This window comes from Wolbachia endosymbiont of Oedothorax gibbosus (assembly GCF_936270145.1).
Lineage (GTDB): Bacteria > Pseudomonadota > Alphaproteobacteria > Rickettsiales > Anaplasmataceae > Wolbachia.
Genome location: NZ_OW370537.1, coordinates 243,351 through 258,096 on the forward strand (window position 1 = coordinate 243,351; position 14,746 = coordinate 258,096).

Sequence of the window (14,746 nt, forward strand, 5' to 3'; positions counted from 1 at the left end):
TTGGGGGGACTATGATTAAGAGACCAAATCGCTGGTTTTCAAGGTCATGAGTCTCTACCAGACCTATTATCTCTGATACTACAATTGCATCTGTGATGTCTCAAAAGGCTGATATAAAGAAAAAATTAAAACTGAATGCAAAAGTGGCACTAATTGCTTCTATAGTCACAATAATTATATTATTTTATAGCTCAAGCAGTAGTGCTGCTATTTCAGTTAAGGAGTATTCTTTATTGCTTGTGACTCCTTACATCATACTTATATTGCTTGCAAACTTTGGAATCAATGTATTTACGGCATTGGTTTTAAGCATAACTTTTGCTGGAATCATTGGATTTATAAATAACAACAATTATGGTTTATTGTTTTTAAGCCAAAACATCACCAAAGGGTTTATGAGTATGCATGAGATTATGCTACTGTCATTGATGGTTGGCGGGCTTTCAGGACTGGTAGGTAAAAATTCTAAGGAGTTTGCAGATAAACTTTCATCTTGGGTTATGATACAACGTGGTGGACAAAAAACTGCACAATTATTTATTGCAAAAATAGTCAGCATATTTGATATTTTACTTGCAAATAACACCATCGCTATAATTTTTAGTGGTGAAATTGCTAGAGATATTGCTAAGAAATATGAAATACCGCCTCACTATAGTGCAGCATGGCTAGGCATATTTTCTTGTGTATTTCAAGGATTAATACCGTATGGCGCTCAATTGCTTTTGGCTAGCACTATTGCTGGAGTTTCACCTTTGGCAGTCGTGCCACACGTATACTATTGCTATGTTTTAGGTATTATTGCAGTGTTATATATTGTATTGAACAAAATTGAGAAAAAAGATTGTGCTTAATATACAAGACAACGCTCCGCTCTGTAGAAAATGGATGTTCTTGGCAGTATGTGCTCTTGCTTGCTCTGGATTGCTGTCAATAATTGTTATTTTTCTACGATTGCCTTTTATCTCCTCTCTTGTTCCTTCTGCACAATATATCTTTGATAATGCGCTGGTAATACACGTGAACTTGTCAATTTTGGTGTGGATGTGCTCTATAATATCTCTACTTCTTATCATAAACCTACAAAATACCAATAGTTGGTTTAACTTTTCATGGGTTCTATCAACCCTTTCGATGCTGCTCATGTTTATATCCGCATTCGTTCCAAACACTGAAGTTATCAAAAGTAATTATATTCCCGTGTTACAAAACAAATTATTTTTACTTGGACTCAGTTTATTTATTGCCAGCATATTAATAAATGCAGTTCTTGCATATATGTCAAAAAAAGAGGTTTCATTTCTCTCTGTAGGGCAAATTGGGCTGGTTATTATACTCGTATCGTCATTTCTTTGCTTTGTTTTAGCATACAATAATATGCCGGCAGATATATATCACTCGGATAAGAATTTATTTTACGAATATCTCTTCTGGGGAGGCGGACATTTGCTGCAATTTGCTTTTGCTCAAGGAATGTTTTTAGTCTATTTAATAATCAGTGATGTTAGTTTAGCTTCAAACAATAAGATTACTATTTTACCGCTATTTATAAATACAGTTTTGGCTGTAGGCGCGCCATTTGTGTACTTTTTCTATTCAGTTGACAGTGCTGAGTTGATACAGTTTTTTACTTGGCACATGAGAATTGCTGGAGCAGCTTTGCCGTGTTTCCTAATAATACTAGTGTATCGCAACATAAAAACCCTGCTCAGCAATAAGGGCAATTATCTGCTCCATTCATTTGTATTGTTTATTTATGGAGGCATGCTTGGAGTGCTAGCTATTGAAGGAAACGTCACTATTCCTGCGCATTATCACGGTTCTGTGGTTGGCATTACTATAGCTTTTATGAATTTCATTTATTGGCTGTTACCCAAATTAAACTTTAAAGAGGTAAAAAACTCTATCGTAAAATTACAGATTTATGCCTACAGTATAGGGCATTTTCTCCATATTACTGGCCTTGTTTGGCTTGGCGGATATGGTGCCTTAAGAAAAGTTGCAGATCTGCCAAGTATTTCATCAATGTTAGCACGTATCTGCTTTATTACGGGCGGAGCTATATCAGTTATTGGTGGAATGTTGTTTGTAATAATTGTGCTTTCACATTTGTTAAAAGGCAAAGCGCGTACCAACTGACCCATAGAAACGAAAAACTTACTTGACACCCTTCGCCGGTCCTCTTATCATAAACACTGAAGCTATTTTATTTAACTTCGCAATCTCTGCAGCAGATTAAAATGACAAGAAAACTTGTATTTGGCGTACTATTGTTTAATTTTTTGCACTATGTGCACCGTATGTCTTTATAAAATTTCTAGGTTTTTACCTACATAAGCTGAAACGCGCTTATAAAGCGTTCAAGACATCACCCAACGTCAAATTTTAAAATAGAGAGTGTAATAACTAGCTACCACGGGTTTTCTATGCCTTTTTTTTCTGCCTGGTAAATTTCTTAAATATTAAAGCTAAGGTTAGTTGCCGTTTAAAAGCAGCTAAATTGCAGTGTTTAAGACTTAAAGAACGCCGATACTGAAAATAAACAATGACTAGGGCTTCTTTTGCCTTTTTTTTCGTTTGGTAAATTTCTTAATAGACTTCTTTCAAAATTCATGAAAGGAGCTCTCTATTGTGAATAGAGGCAATCAAATTAAATCTTAAGCCAAAACGTTTTCGTCGATTTCTATATCTGTCAGAAATGATTTTAAACCTTTTCAATAAGCCGATTACGTTTTCAACTACCACTCTTCGTATAGAGAGAGATCTATTTTCTGCTTTTTTCTCCTTTGATAAAGGATTCTTTTTTGATCTTCTATGTGGTAATTCAACATTTTTATGTATCTTTTGCATTCCTCTGTAACCAGAATCAGCTAGGATCTTAGTTTGCGGTAATATTGCTATCTTTGATTCTCTAAACATCCGAAAATCATGTTTTCTACCATTGGAGAAAGATGTACATACGACCTTTTTACTCTTCTTCTCTGTTACTATTTGTGTTTTTATAGTATGCCTTTTTTTCTTTCCAGAGTAAAAGCGCTTTTGCTTTTTTTTGGCCTTTCTACTGCTGTTTCAGTTCCATCTATTACCAAAACTTCGTATTCTACATTACTATTTAATAGATCTTTTTTTCCTGGTAATGCAAAATCTGGATGTTTTATTAATGTGTCTTCTACCCACCTTATTATTTTAAAACAGTTGCTTTCACTCATGCCATAACTTTGTCCTATATGAAAATATGTACGATATTCTCTCATATATTCCAGTGCCATAAGTAATCTATCTTCTATACAAAGTTTGCTTTTTCTTCCACTTCTAGCTTTTTTCCTTTTATCCTCCTCATCTAGAATTTCTACCATTCTCTTAAATGTTGATTTTTTTACCCCCGTTAAACGTCGAAACTTTTCTCCTTCTAACTTTTCTATTTCCTTATATTTCATGCTTCCAAATACTTGATCTTACTCTCTCTCCCTCAATTTTGAAAGAAGTCTAATGTTTATGGCTAAAGTAACTTAGGTTTACCGACAATCGTCATCCCGCTACGTGTTAGCGGATGAGATACCGCGAATGAATCGCGGTATGACGGTCTGCGGCGGTATGACGGTTCGCAGCGGTATAGTAACTCGTCATCCCGCTGCTTGTTAGCGGGATCTCTTGTTAGCGGCTGAGATACCGCGAATGAATCGCGGTATGACGGTCTGCGGCGGTATAGTAACTCGTCATCCCGCAGCGGGATCTCTTGTTAGCGGCTGGGAGATACCGCGAATGAATCGCGGTATGACGGTCTGCGGCGGTATGACGGTTCGCAGCGGTATAGTAACTCGTCATCCCGCTGCTTGTTAGCGGGATCTCTTGTTAGCGGCTGAGATACCGCGAATGAATCGCGGTATGACGTGTTGAAACAATCCGATAAGGTAAGCCTCGTCATCCCGCTGCTTGTTAGCGGGATCTAGAGATACCGCGGCGGTATGACGTAGGAAAACTTAGTCAGCGTTAGCCATACTTTTATACTTACCAACTCAGCTGGATCCCAGTGTCACGCACTGGGATGACAAAAAAAGAAGGTTACTTAGATGGCGGAAGAAGGAGCTACTTAGATGACATCGTTTACTATACAATGTTCGTACAGTTCTGGATAAAAAAATTAGCTAACAAATTTATAAACATCAGTATACAGCTCATCAATGCTTGGTTCTTTACTACTCTTGGCAAAATCCTCTGATTTTTTCACTGAATCACGTATTTCCTTATCAATTACTTTACATTCTTCTTCTGAAGCAATTTTATTATCTACCATGTATTTCTTTAAAGTGCTTATAGGATCATGATTTTGCTTCATATCTTCAACTTCTTCTTTTAAGCGATAAGTAGCAGGGTCTGACATTGAGTGACCGCGATATCGATATGTCTTCATTTCAAGCAGGATAGGCCCTTTTCCGCTGCGTGTGTGTTCCGCTGCTTCGCTTGTAGCCGCATAAACAGAGAAAAAATCCATTCCATCAACTTGTTTTCCAGAAATACCAAAACTTTCTCCTTTTTTATATAGCTCAGTTACCAAAGTGGATCTTTCTACAGAAGTACCCATTGCATATCCGTTATTCTCTATAATATAAACTACAGGTAACTTCCATAAAGCTGCCATATTAAATGATTCATATGTTTGTCCTTGATTTGTAGCACCGTCACCGAAATATGTGAATACCACATTATCTTTTTTCTTATATTTATTAGCAAATGCTATTCCTGTCCCAATTGGAACTTGCGCTCCTACTATTCCATGTCCGCCGAAGAATTTTTTTTCAACGTCAAATACGTGCATCGAACCACCTTTACCTTTCGAGCATCCCGTTTCTTTACCGGTGAGCTCTGCCATTACAACATTCGGATCAGAATCACATGCGAGCATTAAACCATGGTCTCTGTAGCTTGTAATAAAAGAGTCACCTAATTTTGATGCAGCGTGAGTTCCAACTGCAACTGCTTCTTGCCCTATTGATAGGTGACAAAACCCGCCTATTAATCCCGTCCCATATAATTGTCCTGCTTTTTCCTCAAATCTGCGTATGAGTAGCATTTTCCTGTAGAATCCAATTATCTGTTCTTTAGTGAAATTTTCTGCTTTCATATTAGTTTCTTTTTCATTAAACTAAAATAATATCAGAAATTTTTAACATTTTGTAATAAATCTCAATGGATTATTACCACTGGCTTGAAGCTTTTCACATTATTTCCGTCATTATGTGGATGGCAGGTATGCTTTATTTACCCAGACTTTATGTTTATCACGCAACTGTAAAACCAGGATCAGAAAATGATAACTTGCTTCAAACAATGGAAAAGAGGCTACTTAGATATATCATAAACCCTGCAATGCTTTTCTCACTTGGTTTGGGAATGACATTAATGATTATAAGAGAAGCATATCGCGAAGGGTGGTTCCATGTAAAAGCACTAGCATTACTCTTTATGGTTGCTATTCATGGGCTACTTGCAATGCATAGGAAAAGTTTTGTAATGGGTTCAAATGAAAAAACCCACGTTTACTTTCGCGTTTTAAATGAGGCAGTTACAGTATTGATAATAATCATAGTTATTATGGTTGTTGTGAAACCGTTTTAAACTTTGTAAACTCAAACTAAAATGAAGTTTTCAATTTCATCAACTGTAAGACCTGTAGTTTGAGATATGATATCAATTGATACACCTGCTTTAAGTAGATTCTTTGCAACTTCAATATCCCTTTCTTTTCGACCTTCCGCTCTGCCTTTTTCATGTCCGATTTGGATGCCTTTTTCAGTAGCATCATCAAATTTTTGAGCGAGGACAGCCTGTTCATCAAGAATACGTTTTATTTCCTGTTCATAGGCAATAAATTCTTTTTCTGACCAGTTGAACCTATTTAGCTCTTCATAGGCCTTTTTAATTATTAGATCACTACCTATTATTTTTTCCAGCTCTTCTTCGCTAGTCTCATCTGCATATTTAAAGAAGTAGACCCATTTTTCAACTATGCTTGAAAGCTGATCTTCTTTGGTTTTTGGAAATTTTGGCAATTCAATAAATATAAAATAAAAATCTTTTAGATCGTGCTCATTAGTGTCTTCATCTCGAATAGTATGTTTTGATTTATACTCAGACTTATCAGGAAATAAAACACAATCTGCTATAGCAATAAAGATAATTTCCTTAAGGTCTTGGTATTGATCACCTTTATCGGCTTGTCTTGAATAGGCTTTAGCAGCATAGTATTGGGCACGTTTTTCGAAGCCTTTGGTTTTAGCGACCTGCATCTCAATAATCCATTGCACCCCTGTGGAATCTCTACATAATACATCAACAATGCTTTGCTTTTTAGAGGCAATATCAGGGTCTTGAATAGTACTTAAAAACTCTATATCCTGTATTGCATTTTTGCCAGCAAAACCCAGAATATCATTGAGGAAGTGAATTAGGATATCTTTATTCTTCTCAGTGCCAAAGATACGCCGAAATGCGACATCATTCTTGGGATCCAGAAACTTCGAGAGAGCCATAAAAAGATTTTTAAATATATCTTTATATTATATATTCTTATTAATAATAATTCAATAATTTGTCGTCTTTTTTGTTAACTTTACTGATGTTGTTGTAAGGAACGTTGTTGCTAAATTTTGTAAAATTTATTATCCTAAGGTTTCAAGTTCTCACAGGTTTATTGGAACTATATGTACAATGTGTTTATCAGTGAAAATCAGGAGAAAATGATGGGAGAAAGATTAATACATTACTTCAGCCAGAACAAGTGCGAAGGCAATGCAGAAATGAAAAATCTGCTGGGAGGGAAGGGAGCAAATTTAGCAGAAATGTGCAACATTGGTGTTCCTGTTCCACCTGGTTTCACAATTTCCACCTCTGCTTGCAAAGTCTATTATCAAGACAATAGATCTTCTGTTATCCAAGTAGCTGACTACTCGGATCCAGAAAAAAATATGGATTCCAGTGTTACACACTGGAATGACATATGTAGTGGAATCAAAAATTACATGGCGATGCTCGAAAATGACATCGGTTGTAAATTCGGAGATACAAATAATCCTTTATTAGTTTCCATACGCTCTGGTAGTGTTAGTTCAATGCCGGGTATGCTTGATACTATTTTAAATGTTGGCCTAAATGATGAAACCGTTGTTGGGCTTGCAAAAAAAAGTGGCGAACGTTTTGCTTACGATAGCTACTGCCGTTTCATCATGATGTACTCCAATGTTGTACTACAGCTTGATCATCACCTATTTCAAGATGTTGTTGATAATAAGCAGCAAAAGAGTGGAGCAAAAAGCTTAGCTGATCTTGATGTTGATGTTTTAAAAGAAATTGTTAACAATTTCAAAAGGATAGTACATGAAAAAACAGGAAAACATTTTCCGCAGAACGTTGAAGAGCAATTGCTCAGCTCAGTGAATGCAGTATTTGCTTCTTGGAAAAATGATAGGGCTGTTTCCTATAGAAAAATACATAATATTCCTGAAAACCTTGGAACAGCGGTCAACGTGCAAGCAATGGTTTTTGGTAATTTAAATGATAATTCTGCAACTGGTGTGATATTTACACGAAATCCTTCAACTGGAGAAAAAAAGCTTTTTGGTGAGTTTTTGATTAATGCTCAGGGTGAGGATGTGGTTTCTGGTGTTTATACTCCTATGCCAATTGACGGAGAGCAAAAAAACACCATGGAGAAGTTGCTGCCAAGTGTCTACCGAGAATTATGCGTGGTATGTGAAAAACTTGAAAGGCATTATAAAGACATGCAGGATATCGAATTTACTGTGCAGGACGGTAAGTTATGGATTTTGCAAACTAGGTCTGGCAAGCGCACGGCTGAAGCTGCTATTCGCATAATAGTTGATATGGTAAACGAAGGAACGATTACAAAAGAAGAAGGGATATTGAGAATTGATCCAAAAACCTTTGACAATTTATTGCATCCAGTTCTTGACGTTAAGAGTGACCAAAAAGTAATAGGGAAGGGGCTGCCGGCTTCTCCAGGGGTTGCTTCTGGATATGTAGTGTTTAGTGCAAGTGATGCTGAAAAAGCTGCAGAGCAGGGCAAAAAAGTAATTTTAGTAAGGTCAGAAACGAGTCCTGAAGATATTAATGGAATGAATGCTGCAAGTGGCATAGTAACAGCGCGGGGAGGGATGACCTCGCATGCTGCTGTTGTAACTCGTGGAATGGGTAAGCCATGCATTTGCAGTGTAAGTGGACTTTATATCGATAAAGATGGAACTTTCTTTTCTGTAGGGGATACAAAAGTAAATAAAAGTGAACCAATTACTATCAACGGAGGAACAGGGGAGGTTATGCTTGGCATTCTTCCTACAATTTCACCTGAATTATCGCAAGAATTCAAAACGATAATCAATTGGATAGATGAAATCAAAACGATCAAAGTGAGAGCGAACGCTGATACTCCAAAAGATGCAAAAATTGCAAAAGAATTCGGTGCAGAAGGTATAGGCTTGTGTCGCACAGAACATATGTTTTTTGCTAGTGATAGAATCGAATTCATTCAAAAATTGATAATAGCTGACGATGAAAATGAAAGGGCAAATGCGCTCATTAAACTAGAAGAAATGCAAAAGTCTGATTTCAAAGAAATATTTTCTATTATGGAGGGCAGGGAAGTCACTATACGGTTGCTTGATCCACCTTTGCATGAGTTTTTACCCAATAATCAGTCTACTATAGAAAAAATTGCTAAATCGCTTAGTAAGTCAGTTGAATCAGTAAAAAATAAAATAGCACAGTTATCAGAAAAGAACCCAATGCTTGGCCATCGAGGTTGTAGACTTGCCATTTCTCATCCTGAAATATATAGCATGCAAATCAGGGCAATACTTAGTGCTGCAAATGAGCTAAAGGAAGAGAAAAAGGTAGAAGTTAAGCCTGAAATCATGGTTCCCTTTATCATGAGCGAGAAAGAATTTATTCTGATATGCGAGCTAGCAAACTCTGTTATCTCACAGACGCAGATTCCAGCGTCACGCGCTGGAGACAAGGCTTATTCAATCGGAACGATGATAGAATTACCAAGAGCAGCACTAATTGCTGATAAGTTAGCAAAACACGCAGAGTTTTTTAGTTTTGGTACTAATGATTTAACGCAAGCAACCATGGGACTCTCAAGAGATGATTCAGTTAATTTCCTCGATTCCTATAAGGAAAACAACATATTCGAAAACGACCCATTTGAAGTGCTGGACATCGAAGGGGTAGGGGAGTTAATCAAGATAGCCATTGAAAGAGGCAAAAAAACCCGAAAAGAAATAAAACTGGGTATATGTGGAGAGCATGGAGCAGATCCAAAATCTATAGAGTTTCTCATCAAGTCAGGGGTGGATTATGTTTCATGCTCACCCTATAGAGTACCGGTTGCAAAGTTAGTGGCAGCACAGTTTAGCATAAAATCTAAGTGTGTTGAGTAACCAGTATCACACACCTAGCGAAAGCTGCTCTTAAATCACAACGTTTGTGCAGTTTTTGGACTCACGTGTTCAACTTTATTTTCTTCCATTTTTCTATAACTTGGTAACGTAGAACTTTTTATATGCCACCCGGTAGCTATTGCAACCAAAGCAGCTATGACACTGCAAACTACTGCACCAGCTACAAATGGAACCATCACAGCAGCAGTAATGAATAATCCTGTAATAACAACTCCAACAACATCTTTTGTCAATGAGGTGTAAAAATCCTTTTTGCTCTCTTTATATTTAGTTTCTTGTTCATTTGGAATAGAAAATTGAGCATCTGTGAAGCCATTAGCTTTATTACCATTATTTGGCGTGGCAGTTGGACTAGCGTTTGTTGATACAGGTATTTCACCTTCGTTATTATGATTATCACCATTAGTACTAACTGGAGGCACTGTTGCTACAGGTCTACTACCAATGTTTTCATTACTGCTGCTGGGTTCTGCTCTATTTTCTTCATTAAGCTTACCACTATTCAAGAACGCATTAACAATTTCAGTTTTATCTGCCTGTATTGCCACTTCTAAAGCCTCTTTCCTGTTTGCAGGACTCACGTAACCTAAAATTAGCTCAGCTTCTTGGGCATTACCCTGAGTAATAGCAGAACGCAAAGCGTTAAATTTTTCTTCTTCATCAAATTTGCCACTATCTAAGAGTATTCTTACAACATCAGCTTGTTTTGTTATTGCAGCTATGCCCAATATAGTTCTGGAAGTAGTATCTGTAAGATGGATTACAGCATCTAAACCTGTAAACAATTTTACAACATCTAGAAATACGCCACGATCGCCGGTAATATTGGACTCTCTTACAGCATTTGCAAACGAGTCAAAAATTGCCGGATTTGTTTTTTTGTCTTGTATTAGTTGCCCGTAAAGTACTTCAGCAGTCATACCAGGGTTTTTGCAGTTACTAGAATCTACTTTATTACTGTCTGTTTTATTTTCTTCAGGTACCTCTTCTTCCTTGTTTGCAGCAGCAGCTACCTGCTCTTGTTGAGGAAGCTTGAACCCATTTCTAAGAAAAAGATCCTTAATGCGTGGATTGTTATTTTCGTTTGCATGTTTTAGAAGTAAGTCTCCTAACGAATTGCCTCCTTCACATTTATCTTGGAAATTAACTTCTTTCCATCTTGAACCTTTTAGCAAGTCTTCCAGATCAATGTCCTCTGTATATTGCAACATTCTAGCTATGTGCAAGACCAGGTTTTCAATATCATCATTACTATACGGCATAACTGCAATCCCACTATTATAAATATAACTTATTATACCAATTCCATCAAAGTCAGTCAAGACATCTTGCAGTCTCAAGTGGCATGATATATCTTACTATTACCCACAAATATAGATGTACTTATGAATAAAGTATTACAATATTAGAGTTTGCAAATATTGATGGTATAAAAATGGCAAACGAGAGTAATGAGTGGGCTAAAAATGAATTTGGAGATGCTTCACTTGGAGATAAAAGATTGACCGAAAGATTAGTGAATATTGCTAATAGTGTGATAGGTTCACCTGAAAGCTCAATTAATGAGGCATGCGGAAGTTGGTCAGAAGCAAAAGCTGCATATCGTTTTTTTCAAAATGAGAACGTAAAAGAAGTTGATATTCTAGCTTCACACATTGATAAAACAGTTGAAAGAACAAAAGCTCATAAAAGAGTCCTTGTAATTCAAGATACAACTTATATTTCATACTCAAGTCATAAAAAAACAAGCGGATTGGGAAGTATTGCTGGGAAAGGAGGTAAAGGTACAGTAATGCATACAGCCCTTGCTGTTAGTACGGAAGGTTTGGTACTAGGAATATTGGATCAAAAGATTTACTCGAGGCCACCAATTTCTGAAGAAGAAAAAAGACTAAAGAGTCATCGTAGTAACGTTCATATTGAGGATAAAGAAAGTATGAAATGGCTAGAAAGCTTAAAGAAAACAAATAATATTATAGATCAGACCCAAACAGAGGTTATAACTGTATGTGACAGAGAAGCAGATATACATGATTTTTTTGAACTTGCACATAATCTTAACTCAGCAATTTTAGTAAGAGCTCGTCACAACAGAAATGTAAATAAAAAATTTATGTATACCAGGAATAAGCAAAAATTATGGTCATTTATCCAAGGTCTTCCTTGCACTGGAAAAGTAGAAGTTGAAATCCCTGCTAGAGATGATAAGCAAAAAAGGACAGCATTTCTAGAAATTAGATTCGGAAAATTTATGATGAGTCCACATGAAAGCCACATAAAATGTAAAGAAGGTCACATAAAATATAAACCAGCAGCATTATTCAGTCTACAACTTTACGCAATTCATGTTGTTGAAAGAAATTCTCCTCCAGGAGCAAGTCCGCTAGAGTGGATGCTTTTAACAAATCTTTCGGTCAGTACTTTTGAAGAAGCTGTTGAAAAAATTAGTTGGTATTGTTTGAGATGGAAAATAGAGATATTGCATAAGATTTTAAAATCTGGTCTCAAAGTTGAGGAATGTAGACTTGGAACAGCAGAAAGATTAATGAGGTATTTAACAGTCATGAGCATTATTGCTTGGAGAATTTTCTTTATTACATCAATTGCAAGAACTAACCCAACATTACCATGTACTGGCTTATTAGCTGAGGAAGAATGGAAAGTTTTATATGTTAAAATACACAGAAAACCATGTCCAAGTATAGCCCCTACTATAAAAGAAGCCGTTTCGTGGATTGCTCAACTTGGAGGTCATTTAGCAAGAAAAAGCGACCCAAAACCAGGACCAATTACTCTTTGGAAAGGGTGGAGACGTCTCTTTGATCTAGCAGAAGGATGGAGACTTGCTCATGAACCACATATTTGTGGGTAATAGTAAGATGATATATATTGAATATAGTTCTTAAAGCAAATGATGGAAGATTTAGCCTATAAATTAGTTAAAGTGACCGAAGCTGCAGCGCTTGCTGCATATAAACTAGCGGGTTTAGGTGATGAAAAAAGGGCTGATCAGGTTGCAGTTGATGCAATGCGAACAGTGTTAAATTCAATGGAAATAAATGGTACTATCGTAATTGGTGAAGGGGAGAGAGACGAAGCACCGATGCTATATATTGGCGAGCAGGTTGGCACTGGAAATGGTCCTGAGATTGACATTGCTGTTGACCCACTTGAAGGCACTACGATTTGTGCTCATTACAAATCAGGGGCAATGTCCGTTCTTGCTGCAACGAAAAAAGGTAATTTTTTACACGCACCTGATGTTTATATGGAAAAGATAGCAGTGGGAAAAAATCTTCCAGAGGGTGTAGTCTCACTAAAAAATAGCATTGAAAAGAATCTAGACAATTTGGCCAAGGCAAAAAAATGCAAAGTGAATGATCTCGTGGTAACTGTACTTAAACGTGAAAGGCATGATAAATTAATATTGAAAATCAGGAAATTAGGAGCAAAAATTAAACTAATAGATGATGGTGATGTTGCGGCCATAGTTTCACTAGTAAATGGCAATCATGATATGTATATCGGTATAGGAGGAGCACCAGAAGGGGTGCTTGCAGCCGCAGCACTAAGTTCAATCGGTGGGCAAATGGAGGGAAGATTAATATTTGACATGGATCAGTTAAGAGAAAGAGCAAAAAATTTAAATATTGATGACCCAGAAAAAATCTACACCGTAAAAGATATGGCAAGAGGTGAATCAGTGTTCATTGCAACTGGAGTAACAAGCGGAGAACTTGTGGATGGAGTTAAATTGAATCATAATACCTATTCAACTAATTCTTTAATAATTCTGCCTAACAAGCTGATAAAGCTGCAAGTTATAAGTTAGGTTAATTATTTTTCAATACACCTAAATTTTAGCTTTACAATGCTGATATTAGAATATACTATTTCTGTTATTTCTATCTTAAAAAAAGGAGGCCTGGAGTGTTAGATTTATTTTCTCAAATTAAAAAAGTATTAAGTTTACCTTCTCAGATTAAAAATAAGGTTCAATCTCTAATTTACCCACGTGATAAAAATGCTACAGAGGGTATTTCACAAGAGAAATTAATTGTACAAGAAGTTCCCAAAGACGAATGTATGTTTGATAATAATCCTGAAGTACAAGAGATATTGTCAGACTTTAATAATTTAGATTTCTCAAATGGTCCATTTAACTATTCTTCGTATGATATAAATTATAATGAAGGTAAAGAGGCAAATCCATTTGATAAAATAGCAAAATATTATGGAAGGAAGAAGAATGCTTTTCTTTTTATCTCCATGCTGAAGAATAGGGAACAGTCAGAAAAGATAATCGATATAGTAATACCAACCCTCATAAATAACTAGACAAATAATTCACAGAGCAAATGGTTTTGATCGAACTTTCCGTAATATCTCGAATAAATTCAGATACAGCATTTTCAAGTAATTTAATAGAGTCATACATCTTGTTCTTTATTATATTTTCCTTTAAATGTTGCCAAAATCTTTCCACAGGATTGAGCTCAGGCGAGTACGGCGGCAAATAAATTATGGTGATATTTTCAGGAGTTTTTAAACCTTTAGACCTATGCCAACTTGCGCAATCCATGATAAGAAAAGCTTCTCTAGTCCCCAAATCTTTCGACATCTGCTCCAAAAATATGTTCATGCAATCTGTGTTTACATGTGGAGCAAGTAGGCTAATATCCTCTCCATTCCTGGGATTTACAGCGCTGTAAAGATAGAAGTTTTCTCTTCCGATTTTTACTTTAACTTGTGTTCTTGAGCCCTTTTTAAACCATCCATGTCCAACTTTTGAGTGCGTTCCAAATCTCGATTCATCGAAAAAAAACCTCCTTTTTCCGGTTCTTTTCCACAATTTCATTGAGATTTTTTTTGAACTCCTCTTGTTTGTTTTTGTCTTGTTTATAATGTGCTGGACGAGGTGTGATATATGTAAATCCTAGCTTCTTCATAAGCCTTCTCGCCGTTGACTCACTTACTTTGATAGCTAACATTCCTTCAACTATACCTTGCAATTTTTTAGCAGTCAGATTTGCCCCATCTTCTTCTATTACCTCTCTTATTTTTTCCTTCTTCTCCTCGTTCAGTTTTGGTTTAGGTCCTCGCCCTGGCTGTATTGCAAACCCAATAACACCTTTTTCTTTAAATCTTGCAATCCATTTCATTAATGTCGTTCTCGTAATTCTATATATTTTAGCAACTTTTGAGATACCATACTCCTTTGCTGATATTATTGCTTGTAATACCAATCTCCACTAATAGATAGACAA

Annotated in this window: 11 protein-coding genes and 1 pseudogene; 7 read left to right on the plus strand and 5 right to left on the minus strand. The window is 36.3% G+C overall.

The window, feature by feature from the left end; all coding sequences use genetic code 11:
* The first annotated feature begins 95 nt into the window (after window positions 1–95).
* Window positions 96–854, plus strand: coding sequence for a Na+/H+ antiporter NhaC family protein (locus NBW37_RS01215; protein WP_250296605.1), 759 nt, complete (start codon window positions 96–98; stop codon window positions 852–854).
* Window positions 855–888: 34 nt separating this feature from the next.
* Window positions 889–2,139 (plus strand): cbb3-type cytochrome c oxidase subunit I, encoded by a 1,251-nt coding sequence (locus tag NBW37_RS01220; protein ID WP_250296606.1) that lies wholly within the window; start codon window positions 889–891, stop codon window positions 2,137–2,139.
* Window positions 2,140–2,610: 471 nt separating this feature from the next.
* On the opposite strand, the gene NBW37_RS01225 is transcribed toward NBW37_RS01220, so the two are convergent.
* Window positions 2,611–3,437 (minus strand): IS5 family transposase gene (locus NBW37_RS01225; protein ID WP_250295841.1). Its coding sequence is split into 2 segments (ribosomal slippage): window positions 2,611–3,050 and window positions 3,050–3,437, totalling 828 coding nucleotides; the frame shifts between segments, so codons are not numbered across the junction.
* Window positions 3,438–4,141: 704 nt separating this feature from the next.
* Window positions 4,142–5,122, minus strand: coding sequence for a pyruvate dehydrogenase (acetyl-transferring) E1 component subunit alpha (pdhA, locus tag NBW37_RS01230; RefSeq protein ID WP_250296607.1), 981 nt, complete (start codon window positions 5,120–5,122; stop codon window positions 4,142–4,144).
* 65 nt (window positions 5,123–5,187) lie between these two features.
* On the opposite strand from pdhA, the gene hemJ reads away from it, so the two are divergent.
* The gene (hemJ, locus tag NBW37_RS01235) at window positions 5,188–5,616 is read left to right on the plus strand and encodes a protoporphyrinogen oxidase HemJ (RefSeq protein WP_250296608.1); all 429 of its coding nucleotides are present in this window, start codon (window positions 5,188–5,190) and stop codon (window positions 5,614–5,616) included.
* A gap of 11 nt (window positions 5,617–5,627) precedes the next feature.
* On the opposite strand, the gene NBW37_RS01240 is transcribed toward hemJ, so the two are convergent.
* The gene (locus NBW37_RS01240; protein ID WP_250296609.1) at window positions 5,628–6,530 is read right to left on the minus strand and encodes an Rpn family recombination-promoting nuclease/putative transposase; all 903 of its coding nucleotides are present in this window, start codon (window positions 6,528–6,530) and stop codon (window positions 5,628–5,630) included.
* Between the two features lie 210 nt (window positions 6,531–6,740).
* On the opposite strand from NBW37_RS01240, the gene ppdK reads away from it, so the two are divergent.
* Window positions 6,741–9,458 carry a pyruvate, phosphate dikinase gene (gene ppdK, locus NBW37_RS01245; protein ID WP_250296972.1) on the plus strand — a complete coding sequence of 906 codons (2,718 nt, stop codon included), beginning with the start codon at window positions 6,741–6,743 and terminating at the stop codon, window positions 9,456–9,458.
* Window positions 9,459–9,493: 35 nt separating this feature from the next.
* Here the strand turns inward: ppdK and NBW37_RS01250 are convergent, their stop codons facing one another.
* Window positions 9,494–10,741 carry an ankyrin repeat domain-containing protein gene (locus NBW37_RS01250; protein WP_250296610.1) on the minus strand — a complete coding sequence of 416 codons (1,248 nt, stop codon included), beginning with the start codon at window positions 10,739–10,741 and terminating at the stop codon, window positions 9,494–9,496.
* 173 nt (window positions 10,742–10,914) lie between these two features.
* On the opposite strand from NBW37_RS01250, the gene NBW37_RS01255 reads away from it, so the two are divergent.
* From NBW37_RS01255 to NBW37_RS01265, 3 genes are all read left to right on the plus strand, one after another.
* A complete protein-coding gene (locus NBW37_RS01255; RefSeq protein ID WP_250295910.1) occupies window positions 10,915–12,351 on the plus strand; it encodes an IS4 family transposase in 1,437 nt (478 codons plus the stop codon).
* 42 nt (window positions 12,352–12,393) lie between these two features.
* A complete protein-coding gene (glpX, locus tag NBW37_RS01260; protein WP_250296973.1) occupies window positions 12,394–13,311 on the plus strand; it encodes a class II fructose-bisphosphatase in 918 nt (305 codons plus the stop codon).
* 98 nt (window positions 13,312–13,409) lie between these two features.
* Window positions 13,410–13,817 carry a hypothetical protein gene (locus tag NBW37_RS01265; RefSeq protein WP_250296611.1) on the plus strand — a complete coding sequence of 136 codons (408 nt, stop codon included), beginning with the start codon at window positions 13,410–13,412 and terminating at the stop codon, window positions 13,815–13,817.
* Here the strand turns inward: NBW37_RS01265 and NBW37_RS01270 are convergent.
* Window positions 13,804–14,719, minus strand: a pseudogene (locus NBW37_RS01270) (IS630 family transposase); the annotation flags it as partial. The gene NBW37_RS01265 and the pseudogene NBW37_RS01270 sit on opposite strands and share 14 nt — an antisense overlap.
* Between the last annotated feature and the right edge of the window lie 27 nt (window positions 14,720–14,746).